At 70.1% G+C, this 23376-nt stretch carries 24 protein-coding genes; 13 read left to right on the forward strand and 11 right to left on the reverse strand.

The features are described 5' to 3' along the window. Positions 1-81: 81 nt before the first annotated feature. Together Raf01_RS04190 and Raf01_RS04195 are read left to right on the forward strand one after the other, a co-directional pair. A complete protein-coding gene (locus Raf01_RS04190) occupies positions 82-1914 on the forward strand; it encodes a phosphoenolpyruvate carboxykinase (GTP) (RefSeq protein WP_203916370.1) in 1833 nt (610 codons plus the stop codon). Positions 1915-2032: 118 nt separating this feature from the next. Continuing rightward, positions 2033-2803 (forward strand): isoprenyl transferase, encoded by a 771-nt coding sequence (locus Raf01_RS04195; protein WP_203916371.1) that lies wholly within the window; start codon positions 2033-2035, stop codon positions 2801-2803. A gap of 105 nt (positions 2804-2908) precedes the next feature. On the opposite strand, the gene Raf01_RS04200 is transcribed toward Raf01_RS04195, so the two are convergent. Together Raf01_RS04200 and Raf01_RS04205 are read right to left on the reverse strand one after the other, a co-directional pair. Continuing rightward, positions 2909-3274, reverse strand: a complete 366-nt coding sequence (locus Raf01_RS04200) for a hypothetical protein (RefSeq protein WP_203916372.1) — start codon at positions 3272-3274, stop codon at positions 2909-2911. A 155-nt stretch (positions 3275-3429) separates the two neighbouring features. After that, entirely contained in the window at positions 3430-3867 is a 438-nt protein-coding gene (locus Raf01_RS04205; RefSeq protein ID WP_203916373.1) for a helix-turn-helix domain-containing protein, read from the reverse strand. Between the two features lie 366 nt (positions 3868-4233). Here Raf01_RS04205 and Raf01_RS04210 point away from each other — a divergent pair, with 366 nt between their 5' ends. From Raf01_RS04210 to Raf01_RS04235, 6 genes are all read left to right on the forward strand, one after another. Then, positions 4234-4563, forward strand: a complete 330-nt coding sequence (locus tag Raf01_RS04210) for a hypothetical protein (RefSeq protein WP_203916374.1) — start codon at positions 4234-4236, stop codon at positions 4561-4563. A 22-nt stretch (positions 4564-4585) separates the two neighbouring features. Continuing rightward, positions 4586-4879 (forward strand): hypothetical protein, encoded by a 294-nt coding sequence (locus Raf01_RS04215; protein ID WP_203916375.1) that lies wholly within the window; start codon positions 4586-4588, stop codon positions 4877-4879. 416 nt (positions 4880-5295) lie between these two features. After that, complete coding sequence (gene phoH2, locus Raf01_RS04220; protein WP_239133361.1) at positions 5296-6615, forward strand: RNA 5'-3' helicase PhoH2; 1320 nt, start codon at positions 5296-5298, stop codon at positions 6613-6615. Between the two features lie 233 nt (positions 6616-6848). Next, positions 6849-7517: an aggregation-promoting factor C-terminal-like domain-containing protein gene (locus Raf01_RS04225; protein WP_239133362.1), complete on the forward strand. Its 669-nt coding sequence runs from the start codon at positions 6849-6851 to the stop codon at positions 7515-7517. A gap of 97 nt (positions 7518-7614) precedes the next feature. Further along, positions 7615-8301 carry a rhomboid family intramembrane serine protease gene (locus Raf01_RS04230; protein WP_239133363.1) on the forward strand — a complete coding sequence of 229 codons (687 nt, stop codon included), beginning with the start codon at positions 7615-7617 and terminating at the stop codon, positions 8299-8301. 203 nt (positions 8302-8504) lie between these two features. Continuing rightward, a complete protein-coding gene (locus tag Raf01_RS04235) occupies positions 8505-9473 on the forward strand; it encodes an NAD(P)/FAD-dependent oxidoreductase (RefSeq protein WP_203916377.1) in 969 nt (322 codons plus the stop codon). Between the two features lie 9 nt (positions 9474-9482). Here Raf01_RS04235 and Raf01_RS04240 read toward each other — a convergent pair whose 3' ends face one another. After that, entirely contained in the window at positions 9483-10190 is a 708-nt protein-coding gene (locus tag Raf01_RS04240; protein WP_203916378.1) for a TetR/AcrR family transcriptional regulator, read from the reverse strand. A gap of 102 nt (positions 10191-10292) precedes the next feature. Between Raf01_RS04240 and Raf01_RS04245 the strand changes: the two genes are divergently transcribed. Then, positions 10293-11204 (forward strand): NAD-dependent epimerase/dehydratase family protein, encoded by a 912-nt coding sequence (locus Raf01_RS04245; protein ID WP_203916379.1) that lies wholly within the window; start codon positions 10293-10295, stop codon positions 11202-11204. Here Raf01_RS04245 and Raf01_RS04250 read toward each other — a convergent pair. The 3 genes from Raf01_RS04250 to glpX are packed head-to-tail and all read right to left on the reverse strand — an operon-like array spanning position 11149 to position 14190. Continuing rightward, on the reverse strand, positions 11149-12063 hold the full coding sequence (locus Raf01_RS04250; RefSeq protein WP_203916380.1) for a carbohydrate kinase family protein: 915 nt from the start codon (positions 12061-12063) through the stop codon (positions 11149-11151). The two genes, Raf01_RS04245 and Raf01_RS04250, sit on opposite strands and share 56 nt — an antisense overlap. Before the next feature lie 46 nt (positions 12064-12109). Next, positions 12110-13114 (reverse strand): DMT family transporter, encoded by a 1005-nt coding sequence (locus Raf01_RS04255; RefSeq protein WP_203916381.1) that lies wholly within the window; start codon positions 13112-13114, stop codon positions 12110-12112. A 44-nt stretch (positions 13115-13158) separates the two neighbouring features. After that, positions 13159-14190, reverse strand: coding sequence for a class II fructose-bisphosphatase (gene glpX, locus Raf01_RS04260; RefSeq protein WP_203916382.1), 1032 nt, complete (start codon positions 14188-14190; stop codon positions 13159-13161). Positions 14191-14397: 207 nt separating this feature from the next. Here glpX and Raf01_RS04265 point away from each other — a divergent pair, with 207 nt between their 5' ends. Together Raf01_RS04265 and Raf01_RS04270 are read left to right on the forward strand one after the other, a co-directional pair. After that, entirely contained in the window at positions 14398-14976 is a 579-nt protein-coding gene (locus tag Raf01_RS04265; protein WP_203916383.1) for a DUF4245 domain-containing protein, read from the forward strand. A 141-nt stretch (positions 14977-15117) separates the two neighbouring features. Continuing rightward, positions 15118-15927 carry a LolA-like protein gene (locus Raf01_RS04270; RefSeq protein WP_203916384.1) on the forward strand — a complete coding sequence of 270 codons (810 nt, stop codon included), beginning with the start codon at positions 15118-15120 and terminating at the stop codon, positions 15925-15927. Positions 15928-16097: 170 nt separating this feature from the next. Here the strand turns inward: Raf01_RS04270 and Raf01_RS04275 are convergent, their stop codons facing one another. After that, positions 16098-16310 carry an exodeoxyribonuclease VII small subunit gene (locus tag Raf01_RS04275; protein ID WP_203916385.1) on the reverse strand — a complete coding sequence of 71 codons (213 nt, stop codon included), beginning with the start codon at positions 16308-16310 and terminating at the stop codon, positions 16098-16100. Continuing rightward, positions 16307-17530, reverse strand: coding sequence for an exodeoxyribonuclease VII large subunit (gene xseA / locus Raf01_RS04280; protein WP_203916386.1), 1224 nt, complete (start codon positions 17528-17530; stop codon positions 16307-16309). The genes Raf01_RS04275 and xseA overlap by 4 nt, the downstream gene beginning before the upstream one ends. Positions 17531-17796: 266 nt before the next feature. On the opposite strand from xseA, the gene Raf01_RS04285 reads away from it, so the two are divergent. Beyond that, entirely contained in the window at positions 17797-18759 is a 963-nt protein-coding gene (locus Raf01_RS04285) for a 4-hydroxy-3-methylbut-2-enyl diphosphate reductase (protein ID WP_203916387.1), read from the forward strand. 12 nt (positions 18760-18771) lie between these two features. Here the strand turns inward: Raf01_RS04285 and Raf01_RS04290 are convergent, their stop codons facing one another. Then, positions 18772-19947 (reverse strand): DNA recombination protein RmuC, encoded by a 1176-nt coding sequence (locus Raf01_RS04290; protein WP_203916388.1) that lies wholly within the window; start codon positions 19945-19947, stop codon positions 18772-18774. Positions 19948-20033: 86 nt separating this feature from the next. Here Raf01_RS04290 and Raf01_RS04295 point away from each other — a divergent pair, with 86 nt between their 5' ends. Then, positions 20034-20837: a hypothetical protein gene (locus tag Raf01_RS04295; protein WP_203916389.1), complete on the forward strand. Its 804-nt coding sequence runs from the start codon at positions 20034-20036 to the stop codon at positions 20835-20837. Between the two features lie 66 nt (positions 20838-20903). On the opposite strand, the gene Raf01_RS04300 is transcribed toward Raf01_RS04295, so the two are convergent. After that, positions 20904-21518 carry a DUF1349 domain-containing protein gene (locus tag Raf01_RS04300; RefSeq protein ID WP_203916390.1) on the reverse strand — a complete coding sequence of 205 codons (615 nt, stop codon included), beginning with the start codon at positions 21516-21518 and terminating at the stop codon, positions 20904-20906. 15 nt (positions 21519-21533) lie between these two features. Then, complete coding sequence (locus Raf01_RS04305; protein WP_203916391.1) at positions 21534-23375, reverse strand: ABC transporter ATP-binding protein; 1842 nt, start codon at positions 23373-23375, stop codon at positions 21534-21536. Position 23376 lies beyond the last annotated feature (1 nt).

Below are 23376 nucleotides of genomic sequence, written 5' to 3' on the forward strand. Positions count from 1 at the left end.
GGCTTACGCTGAGCAGATTCCCGCCAATCTAAATGGTCGTTTGGCACCCTTCGAGACCCATCGATGATTGAGGAGATGCCCATGAGCGCGCCGGCCGTTACCGCGGGGTTGGACAAGGCCCCGACCACCCACCCGCGACTTCTCGCGTGGGTACGCGAGATCGCCGAGCTCACCACGCCCGACGCGGTGGTGTGGTGCGACGGCTCCCCCGAAGAATGGCAACGGCTGACCACTGAGCTCGTCGACGCCGGCACGATCGTGCCGCTGAACCCGAGCATCAAGCCCAACTCGTTCTGGGCGCGCACCGATCCGTCGGACGTCGCCCGGGTCGAGGAGCGCACCTTCATCTGTTCGGTCGACGAGGCCGACGCCGGACCGACCAACAACTGGATGGCGCCCGGCGAGATGAAGCGCGCGATGACCGAGCTGTACCGCGGCTGCATGACCGGCCGCACCATGTACGTCATCCCGTTCTGCATGGGTCCGCTGACCGCGGAGAATCCGATGTTCGGCGTGGAGATCACGGATTCCGCCTACGTGGTCGCGTCGATGCGCGTCATGACCCGCATGGGTCGCCAGGCGCTGGACAAGATGGGCGACGACGCCAACTTCGTGGCCTGCCTGCATTCTGTCGGCGCGCCGCTGGGGCCCGGCGAATCGGATGTCGCCTGGCCGTGCAATGACACCAAATACATTTCGCATTTTCCGGAGACCCGGGAAATCTGGTCCTACGGCTCGGGTTACGGCGGCAACTCATTGCTGGGCAAGAAGTGCTACTCGTTGCGGATCGCCAGCGCGATCGCCCGGGACGAGGGCTGGCTCGCCGAGCACATGCTCATTCTCAAGCTGACCTCGCCCCAGGGCAGCGTGCGTTACATCGCGGCGGCTTTCCCGTCGGCCTGCGGCAAGACCAACCTGGCCATGCTGGAGCCGACCATCCCGGGCTGGAAGGTCGAAACGCTCGGCGATGACATCGCGTGGATGCGTTTCGGCCCGGATGGGCGACTCTACGCGGTGAACCCGGAGTACGGCCTGTTCGGTGTCGCCCCCGGTACCGACTGGAAGACGAACCCGAACGCCATGCGTACCCTCGCGGCCGGCAACTCGATCTTCACCAACGTGGCGCTCACCGACGACGGCGACGTCTGGTGGGAGGGCATGGGTGAGCCGCCGGCGCACCTGACCGACTGGCACGGCAACGACTGGACCCCGGACTCGGCCCAGCCGTCGAGCCACCCGAATTCGCGGTTCTGCACGCCGATCAGCCAGTGCCCGATCCTCGCGAAGGAGTACGAGGACCCCCGGGGCGTGCCGATCGACGCGATCCTGTTCGGCGGCCGGCGCAAGACGACGATCCCGCTGGTGACCCAGGCCAGGGACTGGGTGCACGGGGTCTACCTGGGCGCCACCATCTCGTCCGAGACGACCGCCGCGGCGACCGGCCAGGTCGGCGTGGTCCGCCGGGACCCGATGGCCATGCTGCCGTTCATCGGGTACCACGCGGGCGACTACCTCCAGCACTGGGTCGAGGTCGGCAAGGGCGTCGGTGGCGACACCGACAAGCTGCCGAAGATCTTCTACGTCAACTGGTTCCGGCGCGGCGACGACGGTCGGTTCCTCTGGCCCGGGTTCGGCGAGAACTCGCGGGTGCTCAAGTGGGTCGTCGAGCGGCTGGACGGCACCGGCGAGGCGGTGGAGACTCCGGTCGGGTTCGTCCCGGCTCCGGGCGCGTTGGACGTTTCCGGCCTCGATGTGCCCGAAGCGGACGTGGCCGAGGCGCTTGTCGTCGACCCGCTGGAGTGGCGGTCGGAGATCCCGCAGGTGACCGAGTGGTTCGAGAAGCTGGGCGACAAGCTGCCCGCCGTCATGTGGGCGGAACTGGACGCGTTGAAGGCCCGGCTGGGCATCGACTGACCGACGGTTGACGGGGCCGGTCCGCAACGGCCGGCCCCGGTACTCCGTACGGCTATTCGTTGCTGAGCTGTTGTGGCGCTCGCTCCGACTCCCGCGGCCGTGTGGCTAGGCTGCGATAGTGAGCTTGCGAGACCTGCTCTACTCGTTGTACGCGCGGCGGCTCGCCGCATCGCTTGTCGGTAAGCCCCGGCCGCAGCACGTCGGCGTGATGTGCGACGGCAATCGCCGGTGGGCGAAGGAAATGGGGTATGTCGACCCGAACGACGGCCACCGGGTAGGCGCCCGGCGCGTACGTGACGTGCTTCGATGGTGTGACGAAGTCGGCATCGAGCACGTCACGCTGTACCTGCTGGCCACCGACAACCTCCAGCGCCCGGCGTCCGAGCTCGATCCGTTGCTCAAGATCATTGAGGACCTGGTCACCGAGCTGGCCGCGGAGGGCAACCCGTGGCGGCTGCGCATGGTCGGCGCGCTGGACCTGCTGCCGGCGTCCACCGCGACGGCGCTGAAGGCGGCCGAGGAGGGCACGGCCAACCGCACCGGTGGGGTCGCGGTCAACGCGGCGGTCGGCTATGGCGGCCGGCGGGAGATCACCGACGCGGTCCGCTCTCTGCTGCACGAGCACGCCAAGGCCGGCGGGACGATCGAGGAGCTGGCCGAGGTCCTGGACGTCGAGCACATCGCGGAGCACCTGTACACCAAGGGCCAGCCCGACCCCGATCTGGTCATCCGCACCAGCGGCGAGCAACGGCTGTCGGGGTTCCTGCTCTGGCAGTCGGCCCACTCGGAGTTCTACTTCTGCGACATGAACTGGCCGGAATTCCGGTATGTCGACTTCCTCCGGGCGCTCCGGTCGTACGCCAACCGCCAGCGCCGGTTCGGCGCCTGAGCACAGCCGGAGCCGGTTTGTGGCGGAGGCGAGCACAGGCCGTGTGGTAGAGCCTGAGCACAGCCGGAGCCGGTTTGTGGCGGAGGCGAGCACAGGCTCCGCTGGTCAGTCGTCCGGGCTGGCCGCCGCGCGGCGGACGCCCCTCGGGGCGAGTGGCACGACCGACGCCTCCGGCCCGTGGCTGAGCATGTAGCCCTCGACGAAGCCGCTGTTGCGGTCGCCGATCCGGTTCTCCAACTCGTCGAACCGGCCGACCACCAGCTCGATGACCAGATCGACCTTGGCTTCGAGCCGGGCGTACGCGTGGACGACGATCGCCGTGATCGCCGCCACGGCCGAGCACGCCACCGCGAACAGGTTCACCACCTCGGGGACCGAGTGCGTGGTGAGCGTGGCCAACAGCAGGTTCGCCAGTGCGTCCAGTGCGGCCGTGACGACCGCGACCAGGACACCGGCCCATTTGAAGCCCATCACTGCGTCTCCTTCGGTGCGGAGCGAAACCGCCCGCACGTGCCCCCACCTCGGATGACGTCTCATCGCCCTCCCGTGACGGAAGGTAAACCGCCCGGCCACTCAGGGGAGGCGGAAGATTGCGATTCCAGGGGGTTCTTTCGCCATTTGCAATCTCAGCCGGCGCGTCGCTGCCTCTTGCTCGGATCGTCCGGCACCGACGGCCGGTAGGCGAGGTATCGGACAGTTTCCCGAATATGGTACTTTTCGGACTCGGAGACGGCCGGATCCATCAGCCGGCGAAGCAGCGCCTCCACGTCGGGATCCATCGGCGGCGGCGCTGGTGTGGGCCGGGCCGGTGCGGACCGGTCCCAGCCGAGGATGCCGAAGGCGATGGTCGGCTTGATCCCCAATCCTTCGCAGAATGCCACTACCCGGGCGGGCTCGGGATCGTTACTCCAATCGCCGCGTACCCAGCGGTTGATGGTCTGGCGGGAGATCCCGGTGCGCCGCGCCACCTCCGAGCCGTTCCAGGCTCGGGTGCTGCGTGCGTCGTCGAGCGCCTTGCGCACAAAAGCGGCGAACGCCTGATGGCGGCTGGGGGTGTCACGCACGCGGCCAAGGTACGTGCCGGCACTCGGATGCCCGAAACGTGGCGGTGACCCGTCACGCTCATGGGACACCTCGGAGTGCCCGACGGACGGCTCGAAATTCGCGGTATAGAGGGGTTGCACCTGCTCAGCGTACCTGGTCCGAATGGTCGAAAGGAATCAGCCGAACGGATGATGCTGTCACGCGCGCGTTACGACATATCGTATGTCACGTACCCGGGACAGTCGCCGACCAGAGTAGTCACCTCGACGCGTCAAGGGAAAAGAAGTGCAGCAGTTCGGGCCGACAAAGAAGGCCGGCTCGCGTGCCGCCGCGACTACGGTGGCCTCGCGCGGGAGCCGGAGCTGGGAGGTAACCGGGGTGTGCGGATGACCGAAATCGCAAGTCGTACAGAGGCGTTCAGCCTTGTCGCCGACGGAGTGGCGGCGGGCCTCGTCGCACCGTGGCGGCTCTACTTGGCCCGGGGCTGCCGGTACCTGTCCCTCAGTGTCGGCGAGCGCAGCGAGTGGGACGCCTGGCGGATCCACCTCGGCTGCCCCGACCTGACTATCCGGGTATACGAGGCGGAAGGCGTGGTTCGCCGTTCCTCGGTCGCGGAGATCGTCCAGAGTGGCTGCCGGATCGCCATCGAGCTTATTGAGGACGTAGACACCGGCGACCTGTGCATGCTGCTCGACGAGCCCGAGGTGACGCCATGAACGAGCACAGCGAGGTGGTCGCATGAGTCCGGGAGCCGCACTGTTCCTGATCTTGTTGCTGGGGTCGTCGACGTACGCGGCGGGCCGGTTGCACGCCCGGGTGGGATACCGGTTCGGGTACCGCTTCGGGTACCGGCAGGGGTACTTCGACGGCGACCGGGCCTGCTGGAACCGGCGTCGGCGGGAGGCGCAGGCCGCGGTCAGCGCGGCCCTCACCAGCAAGGGTCGGACCGACACGTTCTCGATCGTCCGATCCGGCACGACTTACACCAGCGCGTCAGGTTCGGGGCGTCACGCCCAGCACCCCGACGCGTGAGCATCTACGCCGCCGATCCGAGGCATCGGCTGCGATCGTGGAACGGCACGCGGCACCGGACCGGCACCGGTTGACCGCGAGCCGTAGCCGGACCCGGCCCGGCTGCCGCGATACAGATGCCGGGGCGCCCGGCGGGGACGGGAACACCCGCCGGGCGCCCCTTTTTGCTCCACGGCCGGAGGTGTGGCCGGAGGCCCGGAGGTGCGGCCGTCGGTAATGCCGCTCACCGGAATGGCTGTGCTACTGGCAGAGTTGGCAGCGGCCCGTTAGCTTCTAGGCATGGCGTCGGGGGCTTCCCGGGCCAACCGGCAGGCCCGGACCGCTCTACCCAACGCCACGGGATTCGCACCCGATCCCGTGCGACCGGGCACCGGACGCGCAGTCGTGAGCGGGGGTGCCGCTCGCCGGAGCAGCCTGTGACCACTCGCCGTAACACTCGCAAGGCCGCGCCCCGAACCTACGTCCTGGACACCTCAGTTCTGCTCGCAGACCCAGCCGCGTTCCTGCGCTTCGACGAGCACGAGGTGACCCTCCCCCTGGTGGTGATCTCCGAGCTGGAGGGCAAGCGGCACCACCCGGAACTCGGCTACTTCGCCAGGCAGTCCCTGCGGCTGCTGGACGACCTGCGCGTCCAGTACGGCCGGCTGGACGAGCCGGTACCGGTGAACGATGCCGGTGGCACCCTCCGGGTCGAGCTGAATCACGCCGATCCGAGCGTGCTGCCTCCGGGCTTCCGCAACGATGCCAACGACACCCGGATCCTGTCCGTCGCCCTGGCGCTGGCCGCTGAGGGCAAGGACGTCACGCTGGTCAGCAAGGACATGCCGCTGCGGGTCAAGGCCGCCTCGGTGGGGCTTTCGGCCGACGAGTACAGGCACGGTCAGGCCAGCGACCCGACGTGGACCGGCATGGCCGAGCTCGAGTTGACGGAGGGCCAGGTCAGCGCGCTCTACGCCGGCGAAGCCCTGGACCTCGGCGAAGCCGCCGGCCTCCCGACGCACACCGGGCTGGTGCTGCACTCGTCCGGCGGTTCGGCGCTGGGGCGGGTGTTGCCGGACAAGACGGTACGGCTGGTGCGCGGAGACCGTGAGGCGTTCGGGCTGCACGGCCGGTCGGCGGAGCAGCGCATCGCGCTGGACCTGCTGCTCGACGAGTCGATCGGGATCGTGTCGCTCGGTGGCCGGGCCGGGACCGGGAAGTCCGCGCTGGCCCTGTGTGCCGGGCTGGAGCAGGTGATGGAGCGGCGCAAGCACAAGAAGGTCGTGGTCTTCCGGCCGCTGTACGCCGTGGGTGGCCAGGAGCTGGGATACCTGCCGGGGTCCGAGGCGGAGAAGATGTCGCCCTGGGCGCAGGCGGTGTTCGACACGCTGGGCGCGCTGGTGCACGACAACGTGCTGGACGAGGTCATCTCCCGCGGCATGCTCGAAGTGCTGCCGTTGACTCACATCCGGGGCCGGAGCCTGCACGACGCGTTCGTCATCGTGGACGAGGCGCAGTCGCTGGAGCGGGGCGTACTGCTGACCGTGCTGTCCCGGATCGGCACCGGTTCCCGGGTGGTGCTGACTCACGACGTCGCCCAGCGGGACAACCTCAGGGTCGGTCGCCACGACGGTGTGGTCGCGGTGATCGAGGCGCTCAAGGGCCACCAGCTGTTCGCTCACGTGACGCTCACCCGTTCGGAGCGGTCGCCGATCGCGGAAGTCGTCACCGACCTTCTCGAAGAGATCCCGATTTAGGGGGTTTAGGCCGCATTCGCGGCGTGATACAGGTCACAGTTGACTGCCCTTCGGCTGACGGCGGGCCATGCCCTGGTTCAGGGTGGTCCTCGAACGCTTGGGGCTGATGATGCGGCTGTGCATCAATGCCCGAATCCGCGGACCCTGGCGGGGCGGCGTTCTCGGTGCGGATCTCCGTCGATGTGAACGACGGTGAGAAGCGCCGGGCCTTGTCCCCGACGAAGGGAACGTTCGTGAGTCGGCTGCTGAGCCGGTTCGGGATGCGGGCATTCGCCATAGGGCTGCTGGTTCTCGGCCTGACGGGCGGGTTCCTGCTGAGCGCCGATCGTCAGACACAGCGCAGGAACATGGTGGCCGGCGACGCCGTTATGGCGGAAGCCGACGAGATGCACCAGCTCAAGATCATCCAGGCGGAGAGCTGGCGCCTCGGCGCCCCGCAGCGCGCCGCCCAGGCGGACGCCCAGGAGAAGGCGAACGCCGCGGCGCAGGCGGCTGCCGGCCGGGCCAAGGCCGCGGACGACGCTGTCCGGGCCAGCCGGTCGAAGCCCCGCAACACGCCCAGCGTGGCTCCGTCGTACAACGTGCCGTCGTCGTGCTCTCAGTACACGGGCAACCAGGGCATCGGATGCGGGCTGCTGCTCGAGGCGGGCTTCGGGCTCGACCAGATGCCCTGCCTGGTGAACATGTGGAACAAGGAGAGCGGCTGGCGGACGACCGCCAGGAACCCCTCCGGCGCGTACGGCATCCCGCAGGCGTACCCGGGCAGCAAAATGTCCGTGTACGGCGCGGACTACCTGACCAATCCGGTCACCCAGATCAAATGGGGGCTCAGCTACATCAAGGGCCGGTACAAGACGCCGTGCGGGGCCTGGAGCTACTGGCAGGCGCACCACTCGTACTGACCGTCCCCTGCCGACCGGTCCGGCGCGGCGCGTCTGGCACCGCCCGACCCAGACCGGTCGTGGCAGCTCCTGGCACCCGTCTGCTACCAGTGGATGGGTGAGCCTGAACCCGCCCGTACCGGACCGCGACGAAACGGACCCGAACCGCTTCGGCACGGTCGCCTTCTACGCCGCGCTCGGCCGGGCCTTCGTCGCCATGTGCGGCGTGGTCGTCGGGCTGTTCCTGATCGAGGTGATCAACCACGCGGACGGCGATCGCCTCAACAACTACGGTGGCATCCGCCCGCACCACCTCGACGGGCTCGACGGTGTGGTCTTCGCGCCGTTCCTGCACGCCAGCTTCGCCCACTTCTACGCCAACGCGGTGCCACTGCTGCTGACCGGCACCTTCGCGCTGGCCATCGGCCTCCGGCGATTCCTCGGCGTGACCGCGCTCATCGCCGTGGTCAGCGGTCTCGGTGTGTGGTTCGTCGCGTCGCCGAAATACATCGTGGTCGGCGCCAGCGGCGTGATCCTCGGCTACATCGGGTTCCTGCTGGTCCGCGGGATCGTCGAGCGCAGCTGGTGGGGGATCGCGGTGGGGGTGCTGATCGGCCTGCTGTACGGCACCCAGATCTTCGGCGAGGTCACCCCCGGGAACGAGCAGGTCTCCTGGCAGGCCCACCTGTTCGGCCTCGTCGGCGGGCTCCTGGCGGCGATCGTGTTCCGGCGGCGGCCCCGACTCCGGCCGCAGATCCCGGAACCATTGACCAACCCGACGCTCGATCTGCCCACATTGGACTGACGCTCCGGCCTCCCGCATCCCCCGCCGATCGGCCGGGATGATGCCACCGCGACCGTGTCTCCGCCAGCGAATGGGCTCAGATCACACGCCCGGCGTACCCCGTCCGCCCGCACGGATTACCAGGTCCCCGGAACCTGTTGCTCAAGCCGCCGCGTGACCGTAGGGTCCACTTCAGCGGCTGGACGGACGGTGGTGAGGCCGGAGTGCGCCAGGTCGATGTGGCAATTGTCGGTGCGGGTCCGACGGGGCTCTATGCCGCGTATTATGCGGGATTCCGCGGGCTGTCCATCGCGTTGATCGACGCGTTGCCCGAGGCGGGCGGTCAGGTCACCGCGATGTACCCGGAGAAGTTGATTTACGACGTCGCCGGGTTCCCGGTCATTCGCGGTCGCGATCTCGTTGCCAATCTGGTGGAGCAGGCGGCCCCGTTCGATCCTCAGTACATGCTCGGCGTCCGCGCCGAGGGTCTGTCCTATGAGGACGATAAGCCCGTGCTCGCGTTGTCCGACGGCAGCAGTCTCCAATGTGGAGCGGTGCTGATCACCGGAGGGCTGGGAAGCTTCACCGCGAGGCCGTTGCCGGCCGCCGACGCGTTCACCGGCGAGGGGTTGGTGTATTTCGTTCCGCACCTCGACGATCTGGCCGGGCACCACGTGGTCATCGTCGGAGGCGGCGACTCCGCGTTCGACTGGGCGCTGTCGCTGCACCCCGTCGCGAAGTCGGTGACGATGGTGCACCGGCGGGAGAAGTTCCGGGCGCACGCGGGCACGGTCACCAAGGTCCAGGCGCTTCCGGTGGAGATCATCGTCAACGCGGAGGTCACCCAGATCCACGGCGACGGCCAGGTCGAGGGCGCCGAGGTGGTGGTGCGTGGGCAGGATCCGCGCCGGCTGCCGGCCGACACGGTCGTCGCGGCGTTGGGTTTCACCGCCGACCTGGGGCCGCTCGCCGAGTGGGGGCTCACGCTGGACCGGCGGCACATCGTGGTCGACACGAAGATGGCCACCAACCTGCCGCGCGTGTTCGCCGCGGGCGACATCGCGGAATACGGGGGGAAGGTGCGGCTGATCGCGGTCGGCTTCGGCGAGGCAGCCACGGCGGTGAACAATGCGGCGATCGTCATCGATCCCTCTGCCCACCTGTTCCCGGGCCACTCCTCGGACAACGGCTGACCGGCGCCGTCACAGGCCGATCTGCGTGCCCATCGCCCGGACCTGGTAGTCGAAGAACTGCCCGGTGTCGGTGATCATGTCATTGAACCGGCCGAAGAGTTCGAAGCTGACCAGGCCGAACAGGTGGATCCAGCCGGTCATGGCCCGCGCCAGCACCGGCTCCGGGATGCCGGCGAACCGGGGATCGGCCAGCAGGCGTTTCAGGTCGGCGCGCAGCGCTCTGGGCAGCCTCTCGTTCCGGTTGGGTGAGACGACGCCGGCTGCCACCGCGTCGCGCAGGATCACAGCGAGCACGGCCGGGGTGCGGCTGGCCGGGCCGACCGTGTCGGGTGGCGCCGCGTAGCCCGGGACCGGACTGCCGAAGATCAGCGCATACTCCGCGGGGTGGGCCAGTGCCCAGTCCCGGACGGCGTGACAGCTGGCGATCCAGCGCCCGCGCAGGTCCCGGCGGGCCACCGCGGCCTCGGCCCGCTCGGTGGCCTCTCCGAGCGCGTCATACGCCTCGACGATGAGCACGGTGAGCAGCGCGTCGCGGCTGGGGAAATACCGGTAAACCGCCGATGACACCATGCCCAGGTCGCGGGCGACCGCGCGCAGCGAGAGATTGGCGCCCTCGGCGGCCAGGTGCCGCCGTGCCACCGCCTTGATCTCGTCGACCATCTCGGCCCGGACTCTGGCCCGCAGGCCGCGGGCGGGCGGTTCGTCACCGGTTTCCATGACCGGCAGTCTACATCGAGAGCACTGCTCTTGACAGAGATCGGTGATGGGTGGTTCTCTCATATCGAGAGCACTGCTCTCCCTTTAGAGAGGCGATCTGAAATGGCACTGCATGTGGTCGTAGGCGCGGGTCCGATCGGGTCCGCCACCGCCAAGTTGCTGCTCGCCCGCGGCGAGCGGGTCCGGATGGTGACCCGGCGGGGGACCGGCGTCGACGGGGTGGAGGCGATCGCCGCCGATGCCGGGGACGCGGCCCGGATGCGCGAACTGACGGACGGTGCCGAGGCCATCTACAACTGCGCCAACCCGCCGTACCACCGCTGGTCGGTGGAGTGGCCGCCGATAGCGGCCGCGCTGCTCGGTGCGGCCGAGCACTCCGGTGCGGTGCTCGCCACCACGAGCAACCTGTACGGCTACGGGCCGGTCCGCGAGCCGATGACCGAGCGGACGCCGTTGCGGGCCGGCAGCGTCAAGGGCCGGGTGCGGGCGCAGATGTGGCGCGACGCGCTGGCCGCGCACGAGGCGGGTCGGGTGCGGGCAGTCGAAGTGCGCGCCAGCGACTACGTCGGCGCCGGGTCGAAGACCCTGTTCAGCGAGTTCGTCCTGCCTCGGGTGCTGGCCGGCCGGGTGGCGCGGGTACCAGTGGATCTGGACGCGCCGCACACGGTCACGTACGTGGGCGACGTGGCGCGGCTCCTGGTCGCGGTAGCGGGCGACGAGCGGGGCTGGGGCCGGCCCTGGCACGTACCGTCGGAGGAACCGCGCTCGATGCGCTGGCTGGCAGCCGAGGCGGCCCGGCTGGCCGGAGTCGGACCGGTGCGGCTGCGCCCGGCGCCGTACGCGGTGCTCTGGGCACTCGGTCTCTTCGACCGGAACGCTCGTGAGGTGCGCGAGGTGCACTACCAGTTCACGGCGCCGTTCGTGATGGACTCCTCGGAGGCGACCGCCAGGTTCGGGATCACCCCGACACCGGTGGTCGACGCGTTGCGGGAGATGCTTCCAGGAAAGCGCTGACCTCGGCGGCGGTCGGCGGGTTCGCGCCCGGGCGGGTACAGGCCAGGGCGGCGACCGCGCAGATGAAGTCGAGGTCGATGTCGCCGCCCCGGTACAGGCAGGCCAGCACGGCCGCCATCAGCGAGTCGCCGGCTCCGATGGTGTCCACCACCGGTACGACCGGCGCCGGTGCGCTCGCCTCACCGGTGGCGCGGTACGCCGTGACGCCGTCCGCGCCGCGCGTCAGCAACACGAGGTCGACTCCGTGCTCGTCCCGCCACCGCCGCACGGTGTCTTCCGGTGCCGTGTCGGGGTACGCCATGCGCAGGTCGTCCAGGCTCACCTTGACCACGTGCGCGAGGCCGACGAGGCGTTCCAGGCGCTCCAAGGCATCAGTTTGGGCGAGCGCGATCGGGCGCAGGTTCGGGTCGAACGTCACTGTACACAATGGACGGTTGGCTGCGGCCCACTGCTCCACGGCGTCCGCGCCGGGCGGCAGGAACGCGACCAGCGAGCCGATGTGCACGATGTCCCCGGGGCGCATTGCCGGCAGCTCGCCCTCGGACCAGCCGAAGTCGGCCGCACCGGAATGCCAGAAGTCGAAATGCGGGCTGCCGGTCGCGTCGAGAGTCACCAGCGCCAGCGTCGAGGGGTCGGCGGTCTGCCGCAGGTGCCGCCCGTCCACCCCGGCATCGGCGAGCCGGCGGCGGAACCCGGGACCGAAGACGTCCGCCCCGATCCGCGCCGCCATCGCGGCTGGGACCCCGAGCCGGGAGGCGGCGACCGAAATGGTCGCCGGGCCACCGCCGAGCACGGGGCGCAGGTCGCCGTCGGGCTGGGCGATCAGGTCGACAACGTTCTCACCCGTCACCACGATCACGTGCGTCGCCTCTCCGCCGGCCCGTCCTGGTCTGCCGACCGTGAGGTTACCGACCGGCTCCGGCGTCGTGTCTCCGGTGGCGGGGCAGGTGCACGTGGACCAGGGCGAGCGCGACGGCCAGCAGGGTCAGGGCGATGCCGACCAGCAGGTTGAGGCCGACCTTGCTGCCCGGCGTCGGTGCGATCAGATCCAGGACCAGCGCGCTGGTCAGCTGGCCCGCGGTCAGCGACAGCCCGAGCAGGAGCACGCCGGTGTACTGGACCACCGCCGCCCCGACGCCGATGTAGAACACGCCGATGATCCCGCCCACGTACAGCCAGGGTTCGCTGGGCGGGGTACCGCTGGGTGGCCCGCGCAGCCCGATGTCCACGCCGACCGCGAGCAGCAGCGCGACCGTACCGACGGCGAAGTTGACCGCGGTAGCGACCAGCGCGCTGTCACTCGCGGCCCGGACCCGCCCGTTGAATCCCTGCTGCCACGCGATGCTCAGGCCGGCCACCGCCGACAGCAGCGCCGGGCCCAGTACGGCGTGGCCGCGCAGGCGGCCGCCGAGCGCCACCAGCACCGCCGTGATCGCGAGCGCCGCTCCCGCCACCCGGGTGACGGTCAGTCGCTGCCGCCCGCTCGGGCCGGCTCCCACCCGGTCGGCGACCAGGCTCGACACCGACTGGCCGGCGACGGCCGACACCGAGAAGACGGCCACGCCCAGCTCCGCCACGGTGATGCTCTGGGCCGTGACGAGCAGGGCGCCTCCGAGCCCGCCGAGACACTGCCAGCCGCGCAGGCGCCCGGTGCGCGCGGCCTGCACCACCTGTGCGAGGGACCGGCGGCCCCGCCGCCGCGTACCGACGAGCACACCCACCAACAGGAGGCCGAGCCCGAAGGTGATCCCGGCGGTGGCCAGGCCGTCGTGCAGCCGCGCGCCGAGTTCGCCGTTGAGCCGGGACTGCACGGCCTGGGCCGCGCCGCCGATGGCCGCTGTTCCGCACGCGGCCGCTCGGCGACCCGGCCGTCGACCGAACCGGGAGAAAAAGGAGCGAAGCCGGTGCATCGCCCTCAATCCTCACCCGGCCGAACCGGGTGAGGAGGGCAAACTCAGGCGCCGTCGCTGTACGCGCGGGCGTCGAAGTCCACCAGCGAGTACAGGGCCAGCTTCTCCAGCCGGTGGTAGGAGTCGATGATCCGGATCGTGCCGCTCTTCGAGCGCATCACGATCGACTGCGTGTACGCCCCGCCCGACCGGTACCGGACGCCGCGCAGCAGGTCGCCGGAGGTCACCCCGGTCGCGACGAAGAAGCAGTTGTCGCCGGTCACCAGGTCGTCGGTGTGCAGTACCCGGTCCAGATCGTGCCCGGCGGCCAGCGCCTTCTCCCGCTCCGCCTCGTCGCGCGGCCACAGCTTCGCCTGCATGGCCCCGCCGATGCACTTCAGCGCGCACGCGGCGGTGATGCCCTCCGGCGTGCCGCCGATGCCCATCAGCACGTCGGTCTCGGAACCCTCCCGCGCCGCGCTGATCGCCCCGGCGATGTCGCCGTCCGAGATGAACCGGATCCGCGCTCCGGCCCGGCGCACCTCTTCCACCAGCTCGGCGTGCCGGGGCCGGTCGAGGATGCACACGGTGACGTCGGACACGGTCGACTTCTTGACCGCGGCGATCCGGCGCAGGTTCTCGGTGACGCCCGCGTTGATGTCGATCACGTCGGCGCAGTCCGGACCGACGGCCAGCTTCTCCATGTAGAAGACGGCGCTCGGGTCGAACATGGCGCCCCGCTCGGCCACTGCCAGTACGGCCAGGGCGTTGGGCATGCCCTTGCTCATCAGGGTGGTTCCGTCGATCGGGTCGACGGCCACGTCGACCTCGGGGCCGGACCCGTCGCCCACGTTCTCGCCGTTGAACAGCATCGGCGCGTTGTCTTTCTCACCCTCGCCGATCACCACGACACCGCGCATCGAGATCGAGTTGATCAGCTTGCGCATCGCGTCGACGGCGGCTCCGTCGCCGCCCTCCTTATCGCCCCGGCCGACCCAACGGCCGGCGGCCAGGGCGGCGGCCTCGGTCACCCGGACGAGTTCCAGGGCCAGGTTGCGGTCGAGTTCCTGCGGCGTACGGGGAATCTGTCCGGTCATTTTCGGCCACCTCGTCGTAGTCGCTGTGTAGCGATCCTGGCATGCCGATCGGACTAACGCTCGGTTAGCCGGACAGGTGGTTTCGCACGTCACTCGCTCCCGGCCCGCCGTTCGCCGGGCCTCGCCGCAGTCCCACCCAGCGGTCCCACCCCCGGTCCCGCCGCCCCGGTTGGCGGGCGACCGGCGGCATCGGCCACCATGGAGCACGTGGGAACCGTGGACGCCAGAGCCGCCGAGGCGCCGGCCAAGCCGGCCAGGCCGGCCGCGCGCCGGTCCGGCGGCGGCCGGTCGGCGCGGGACATGGCGTTGTCCATCGCCGTCCTGATCATCCCGATCTTCCTGTTGCTCGGCGTGTATCGGGTGTTCTTCGCCGGTGACGATCCGATCGCCGTGGACTCGTCCCAGACGTACGCGACCGCCAAGCACGACGCGCCGTTCCAGGTGTTGGAGCCGACCGGTGGCCCGGCCGGCTGGCCGTCGATCAGCGCCACCGTGGGCAAGGTGACCGACGGCTGGGTGCTGCGGGTGTCCTACGTACCGCCGGCGAAGACCGGCCTCCAGTTGGTGGAGAGCAGCCGGCCGGTGAACGCGCTGCTCGCCGACGAACTGGGGAGCACGGCGCGGCCGGGTGCCCTGGAGAGCATCGGCGGCCGGCCGTGGCGCTCGTACCCGAGCGTGCACACCGGTGCTCGGGCGCTGGTCCTGGTGGACAACGGCCGCACCACGATCGTCACGGGTACCGCTTCGGACAGTGACCTGCGCGCCTTCGCCGCGTCCCTGCACTGAGTCCTCCCGCCACATCGAGACGCGCAGGTCGGCGCCCGTCGCGTGATCGAAGGTGTTGACTTTGTGCCGATTGGGTACCCTCCGGTTGAGCAGCTAGTTCGTCCATACACACGGTGTGGGCGCACACTTACGGGAGGTCAGTTGACTACTCGTCGTATCGCCATTGCCAGCCTCGCCGCACTTGCGGTGGTCGGCTTCGCCGCCGGCTGCAAGGGGACCACGACCGGCGCCGCGGGTGGCGGCGCAAGCGCGGGTACCGGCGGCACGGCGTCATCCGCACCCGCAGTCGCCCCGAAGGACGCTCTGGTCGCGTCGACCAAGCAGCTCAGCCAAACGAGTTACCACTACACGATCACCAGCACCGGGTTGACCGGCAGCGGAGCCAGCGACCCGGCGTCCAAGAGCGCGTCGATGTCGATGAGCGGCGCGCAGCAGGGCACGTCGATGAAGCTCGACCTGATCAAGGTCGACACCGACATCTACCTCAAGATGGACGCCGGCCAGCTCAACAGCCAGCTCGGTGTCTCGCCGGACAAGTGGATGCACATCGACGCGGCCGCCATGGGCGCGAACAACAGCGTGCTGAGCTTCCCGGGTGGTGGGGACACCGACGTCAACGGACTGCTGGCCGGCGTCGTCAACGTACAGAGCACGGACGGCAAGACCCTCACCGGCACGCTGGACCTCACCAAGGCCACCGGCAACTCGGCGGTGAGCGCCGACGCGCTGAGCAAGGCCGGCGCGAAGGCCAAGGCGGTGCCGTTCACGGCCGTACTGGACGATCAGGGCAGACTGAGCAGCCTCAAGATCGACGGTAGCGGGATCCAGGACGGGCTCACGGTGAACATGACCTTCACCGACTACGGGAAGCCGGCCGGCATCAGCAAGCCGGACTCGTCCTCGGTCGTGGAGGCGCCCGACACCGTACAGAAGATGTTCCAGCAGAAGTAAGCGGCAACTCGAAGGGCGGTGCCGGCCTCCGGCGCCGCCCTTTCCGCTGTCAGCACCAGCGCCACGTGGACGGTGCTCGCCTCCGCCACACCCCGGCTCCGGCTGCGCTCCGTCAGCGCCAACGTGGACGGTGCTCGCCTCCGCCACACCCCGGCTCCGGCTGCGCTCCGTCAGTCCTGCCGCTGCTCGCGGGCCTCGGTGAGCTTCGCTCGCGCTCCGTCCAACCAGCGCTGGCACACGTCGGCGAGCTGCTCGCCGCGCTCCCACAGCGCCAGCGACTCCTCCAGGGTGATGCCGCCCGCCTCCAGCTTCTCGACCACGGTGGCGAGTTCGGCGCGGGCCTGCTCGTAGCCCAGCTCGGTATCGGTTCCTTTGTTCGTCATGATTTCGCCACAGTAGCCGCCAGCTCGCCGCCGGCCAGCCTCAACCGCAGCGCGTCGCCGGGCTTCACCTCGTCCGGATCGCGGAGCACCGCGCCGTCGTCCGGCCGCTGCACGATCGCGTACCCGCGTTGCAGCGTCGCGGCCGGCGACAGCGCCCGCAGTCGGGCCACCGTGTGGCTCAATTCGTCGGCTCCCCGATCCAGCCGGTGGGCCAGGCACCGGGTGGCGCGCTCGCGCAGGCCGGTCACCTCGGTCGCGCGGGTGTCGACCATGACTTCGGGCCGGGCCAGCACCGGCCGGCTGCGTACCGCGTCGAGCCGGTGCTGCTCGCGGTCGACCAGGGCGCGCACCGCCCGGTCCAGTCGCGTCCGCGCCTGGCCGATCCGCTGCTGCTCCTCGGCGAGATCGGGGACCACCCGCTTGGCCGCGTCGGTCGGCGTGGAGGCGCGGACATCGGCCACGAAATCGACGAGCGGCGTGTCGCTCTCGTGGCCGATCGCGCTGATCACCGGGGTACGGCAGCCGAACACCGCGCGGCACAGTGCCTCGTCGGAGAAGGGCAGCAGATCCTCGACGCTGCCGCCGCCCCGAGCCAGGATGATCACGTCGGTCTCCGGGTCCCGGTCCAGGACTTCGAGCGCGTCGAGCAGTTGGGGTACCGCGGTCGGGCCCTGTACCGCGACGTTGATCACCCGGAACTGTACGGCCGGCCAGCGGCGCCTCGCGTTCGTCAGCACGTCCCGTTCGGCTGCGCTGGCCCGCCCGGTCACCAGTCCGATCTTGGTCGGCAGGAACGGCGGCCGGCGCTTGCGCCGTGGGTCGAACAGGCCCTCCGCGGCGAGCAGCCGCTTGACGCGCTCGATCCGGGCCAGCAGTTCACCGAGGCCGACCTGGCGGATCTCGTCGGCGCGCAGCGAGAGCGTCCCCCGGCCAGGGTAGAACTCGGGCTTCGCGTGCAGGGTGACCCGGGCGCCCTCGCTCAGGTTGGGCGCGCCGGCGTCGAGCACGTCCCGGTTCGTGGTCACGGTGAGGCTCAGGTCGGCGGACGGGTCGCGCAGGGTCAGGAACACCACCTGTGCGCCCGGTCGGCGGGTGATCTGCGCGACCTGCCCGTCGACCCAGACCCAGCCGAGCTTGCCGATCCAGGCGCCGATCTTCTGGCTGACCACCCGTACCGGCCAGGGTTGCTCGGGCGTGCTGCCAGCCGCCTGCTCTGTCACGCCGGCCAGCCTACGACCCTCCCGGCCTGCCACCCCTGGACCCCGCCAGCGGTGCTGAGCCAGCCGCGCTCAGCCAGCGGTGTCGCGGGCGGTCGAATCTTGAAGAGGCCGGGCCGCAAGCGGGCCGGGGCCGCAAGCGGGGCCAGCCGTGCCGAGTCGGCGGCCGGGGTCGCGCGGGACCGGTTGGAGCGGCCGGGTGGCGGTGGTCACCGAGCCGACCGAGCCGGCCGCCGGGCAGCCCCGGCGGATCCCCGTAGGATAGGCGGGTGACCAAACGCGTGCTGCTCGCCAAGCCCCGTGGCTACTGTGCCGGCGTGGATCGCGCGGTGCAGACCGTCGAGGAAGCGCTCCGGCTCTACGGAGCCCCCATCTACGTGCGCAAACAGATCGTTCACAACAAGCACGTGGTCGCCACGCTGGAGGCCCGTGGGGCGATCTTCGTGGAGGAAAACGACGAGGTGCCCGAGGGCGCCACGGTGATCTTCTCGGCCCACGGGGTGGCTCCCGAGGTCTACGAGCAGGCCCGGGACCGCGGGCTCAGGGCGATCGACGCGACCTGCCCGCTGGTGACCAAGGTGCACCAGGAAGCCCGGCGGTTCGCCGCCGAAGACTACGACATTCTGCTCATCGGGCACGAAGGGCACGAAGAGGTCGTCGGTACCTCGGGGGAGGCCCCCGAGCACATCCACCTGGTGGACGGGCCGGACAGCGTGGACTCGGTGACGGTACGCGACCCGGCCAAGGTCGTCTGGCTGTCCCAGACGACGCTGTCGGTCGACGAGACCATGGAGACGGTCACCCGGCTCAAGGATCGGCTCCCGCTGCTCCAGTCGCCGCCCAGCGACGACATCTGCTACGCCACCCAGAACCGCCAGCACGTGGTGAAGGAGATCGCTCCGTCCTGCGACGTGGTACTCGTGGTGGGCTCCCGGAACTCCTCGAACTCGGTACGGCTGCGTGAGGTGGCCGTGGACGCGGGCGCGAAGGCCGGTTATCTGATCGACTACGCCTCGGAGATCGACCCGGCCTGGCTCGACGGGGCTGAGACCGTCGGCCTCACCTCGGGCGCGAGCGTCCCGGAGGACCTGGTCCTTGAGGTGCTCGCGGCACTGGCCGAGCGCGGCTTCACCGACGTCGAAGAGGTGACGACGGTGAACGAGCGGACCACCTTCGCGCTGCCGCGTGAGCTCAAGCGGGATATCAAGGCCGCCGCCGGCAACGGCAACTGAATCGGGCCTGCGCTAGGCGTCGTCGCCGAGCGTGCCGCCGCCTGCCTCGGGCGCGGCGATGCCCTCGGCCAGTTCGGGCGACTGGAGCTGGCGCGGTGCCACCTCCAGCTGTGCCGGTGTCTCCAGCTCCTCGTCCGAGACGCCCATCTCGGCGAACTTGCGCGCGCTGACCAGGACCCGGGACTCCAGCGAGCCCATCGCCCGGTTGTACGCCGTGACCGCCCCGCCCAGCGACGCTCCGAGCCTGGCCAGGTGCGTGCTCATCGTGGAGAGCCTGGTGTAGAGGTCTCGGCCGAGAGAGTGCACCGCGACCGCGTTGCGGGCCAGCGCGTCCTGTCGCCAGGAGTAGGCGATCGTGCGCAGCATGGCGATCAGCGTGGCCGGCGTGGCGATGACCACGTTACGGCTGAACGCGAACTCCAGCAGCATCGCGTCGCGCCGCAGGGCGGCGTCGAGGAACGGGTCGGCCGGCACGAACAGCACGACGAACTCCGGTGTCTGCTCGAACGCGGCCCAGTAGGTCTTCGCGGCCAGCGCCTCGACGTGACCCCGCAGGTGTTTGGCGTGCCGGTCGAGTTCGTCGTCGCGGGTGCGCTCGTCGCGCGCCTCCATCGCGTTGAGGTACGCGTCGAGCGGCGCCTTGGAGTCGACCACCACGTGCCGGCCGCCGGCCAGCCGGACGACCAGGTCCGGCCGCACGACTCCGCGGTCGGTCGTCGCGGTCACCTGCTCGTTGAAGTCGCAGTTGTCGAGCATGCCGGCCGCTTCCACGATCCGGCGGAGCTGGATCTCGCCCCACCGGCCGCGGGTCGTGGGCGTGCGCAGCGCCGCGACGAGCTGGCTGGTCTCGGTGCGCAGAGCCGAGGAGACCGACTGCATCTGGCGCACCTCGGTGCGCAGCTCGGCATAGGAGTCGACGCGATCGTTCTCCACCTCGACGACGCGCCGCTCGTAGCGGTGGATCGCCTCCTGTAACGGCGCCAACAGCTGGCTCAGGCTGGTGTGCTGGTCGCGGGTCGCCTCGTGGGACAGGGCGCGCAGCGACTGCTCCAGGCGGGCCTCTCCCTCTCTGGTGGCCTGCAGGGTGGCGTCGAGCCGGGCGACCTCCGCCGCGGAGCGGGCTCGGGCGGCGAGCCAGCCGAGTGCGACACCTGCCGCCAAACCGATCAGGACGAGCAGGAGGGACATGCCGCCAGCATGCCGGATCGGTACGACAATTGGCCGGGCGACGCGCGCAGGTGTGGCGGGTGGTCGGCGCCAGGTACCGTGAGCCCATGTGGTGGTCGCGCAGGCGTAAGGAACGGGAGCTGGCGGACGCGCGGGAGGAGGCGCTTCGCTGGTACGAACGTCTCGGCGGGCAGATCATGAACCTGCCTCCGGGCGAGGAGGCCGCCACGAAGCAGGCCCTCGTCGACGCGGGGGAGCGCTATAACGCGGCCGGCGGCCAGCTCGACCGGGCGACCACAGTCAAGCAGTACGAGCTGGCCCGGGAGACCTCCCTGGAGGGGCTGGCGTATGTCCGGGCGGCCCGGGTCGCGATGGGCCTCGACCCCGGTCCCGAGCTGCCACCGCTGGCCGGGCAGCGGCAGGCCGGCGCGGTCCGCCAGCCGCGTTCCGTTGAGGTGCAGGGCCAGGAATACCGCGCCTCGCCCCGGCCCGCCTCGGACACGCCGTATTACTACCCCGGCGGCATGGTCTCCGGTCGTCCGGTCCCGTCCGGCTGGTATTCGGAGCCGTGGTGGAAGACGGCACTGGTGGCCGGCGCGTGGGGCGTCGGTGGCGCGCTGGTCTTCGACGCGCTGTTCAGCCCGGGCTGGGGCGGCGGTTGGGGCGGTGGCGGTTTCGAGAGCGGCTACGACTCCGGGTACGACCAGGGTTTCGACGCGGGCTATGACCAGGGGCAGGACCAGGCCCAGGACCAGGATCAAGGGCAGGACCAGGACCAGGGCGCGGACTACACCGACGCCAGCTACGACACCGGCGGGTACGACGACAGCGGCGGCTACGACGGCGGATATGACGGTGGCTTCGACGGCGGCGGTTTCGACGGCGGTGACTTCGGGGGCGGCGACTTCTGAGCCGACCGGTCCGTCACCCCGACGCTGAGTCCGGCGCTTCGGCCCGGTCCAGCGTTTCCGCCGATCTCAGGAACCGTCACGCAGGTCGCTCAGCCGCTCCGGCACAAACCTGATGTCCTCGAACGTGGCCGCGCTGCCCTTCCCGGTGGGTGACTGTGCCTCGAACCCGATCCGGACCGCCGAGGCACCCAGGTCGAAGTACCGCACGAAGGACCAGCGCGCCGCACCGGAACCGGAGGCGGGCGGCACCGAGGCATGGAACGCGAACGCTGTTCCGATCCGGGAGATCCGCAGCCGTACCTTGTCGCCGTCGACCAGGAACGCGTTGGCGTCGTCGGACGGCCCGCGGGTCACCACCGTGACCACCATCGGCTCGCCCTGGGGCGACAGTTCGAAGCACAACTTCGCCCAGTGCTGCTCGTCGGCCCACAGCAGCAGCACGCCGGCGTCGAAGGTCTCGGCGAAATCCACGCTCACCGTCGCGGCCAGCTGGAAGTCGCCTTCCGGCGGGGTGCCCAGCAGGCGTGGGGCGTTCAGGTAGGTGGCGTCTCCGGCCGGGTCCACGAACAGGTCGGTACCCGGACCGGCTTCGATCCGGAGCGGTTCGGGGGACCAGCCGGTGGGCAGCGCCTCCCACCGTAACGACATGGGCAGGCCGGCCAGCGCGATCGTGTCATCCATTCCAGTGATTCTGGCCTATACCAGGCTGTCTTGCCATTGCCTGTGCAGCCGGGCGTAGCGTCCCTGCCCCTCGATCAGCACCGACGGGCTGCCGTCCTCCACGATCCGGCCGCCGTCGAGCACCAGTACCCGATCGGCAATCTCCACTGTGGACAGTCGGTGTGCGATGACGATCGCGGTACGGGAGGCCAGGATCGTGCGCAGCGCATGCTGCACCAGGCGCTCGGACGGGACGTCGAGTGACGAGGTGGCCTCGTCGAGGATGAGCACCGCGGGGTCGGCGAGGAACGCCCGGGCGAACGCGACCAGTTGGCGCTGGCCGGCCGACAGCCTGCCGCCGCGCTTGCGCACGTCGGTCTCGTACCCCTCGGGAAGCGCCCGGATGAACCCGTCCGCGCCGATCGCCCGTGCGGCGGCGACCACCTCGTCGTCGGACGCACCCGGCCGGCCGAACCGGATGTTGTCGGCGACCGTGCCGGAGAACAGGAAATTCTCCTGGGTGACCATCACCACCGCGGACCGCAGGTCTTCGTCCGGCAGGTCGCGCAGGTCGACGCCGTCGAGCCGGATCTTCCCGCCGGTCGGGTCGTAGAAGCGCGACACCAGTTTGGCGATGGTGGTCTTCCCCGCCCCGGTCGCGCCGACTACGGCGAGCGTCTGCCCGGCCGGGATGCGCAGGTCGAAGGTGGGCAGCACGAGCCGGTCGGCGCGGTACCCGAAGGACACCTCGTCGAACTCGATCTCGCCCCGGGCGGCGCGGGCCGGCAGTGCCCGGGGCGTGGCCGGCTCGGGTACGGCCGGTGGCTCGTCCAGCACGCCGGAGAGCTTCTCCAGAGCCGCGGTCGCGGACTGCAGCGAGTTGTAGAACTGCGACAGGTCCTGCATCGGCTCGAAGAACTTCCGCAGGTACAGCAGGAACGCGGCCAGCACGCCGATCTCGGTGTGGTGGTGCAGCACCCGGTAGCCGCCGTAGGTGAGCACGGCGGCGATGGTCACGTTGCCGATCACCTTGATGCCCGGCGAGAACAGCGAGATCAGCTGAAACGCGCGCAGGTTGGCCCGCCGGTACTCGTCGTTGACCGCCTCGAAGATCTCCTGGTTGCGCGGCTCGCGGCGGAACACCTGCACCGCCCGGATGCCGCCGGTCGACTCCACGAAGTGCACGATGACCAGTGCGACCGCCTCACGGGTGCGCCGGTAGGCCCGGGCCGAGTTCTGCTGGAACCAGCGGGACAGCCAGAGCAGGAACGGGAACGCGACGAGCGACACCAGTGCCATCGGCGTGTCCAGTACCAGCAGGATTACGGCGACACTGACCACCGACAGCGCGGACAGCACCAGATCTTCGATACCGCCGTCGAGCAGTTCGGAGATGGAGTCCATGTCGCTGGTGAGCCGGGAGATCACCCGACCCGACGTGTACCGCTCGTGGAAGCCGACCGAGAGCCGCTGGAAGTGCCGGTATACCCGGTTTCGCAGGTCGAGAAGGATGGCCTGGCCGATCTTGCCGGACAGCGCGATGAAGCCGCGCTTGCCGCAGTATGCGGCGACCACGGACACGGCGAATGCGATGCCGATGTCGATCATGACGCCCGCGTGCCGGGGATGCGCACTCAGCGGCGGCAGTCCCTTGTCGATGCCGAGCATCACCAGGTAGGGCCCGGCCATCTCGGCCCCGCTCTGCATCAGCAGCAGGAACACCACCACGATCAACACCCGCCGGTGCGGTCGCACCAGCGAGCCGAGCAGTGCCCGGGAACCCGCACGCAGCCGGACGGCCGAGCCGCCCTCGGCCGCGGTCCGTTCGGCGTCCTCGTCGGCGGCGCGGCCCCGCCAGGCCTCGACGTCGATGCTCACC

This window comes from Rugosimonospora africana, assembly GCF_016862975.1.
GTDB lineage: Bacteria > Actinomycetota > Actinomycetes > Mycobacteriales > Micromonosporaceae > Rugosimonospora > Rugosimonospora africana.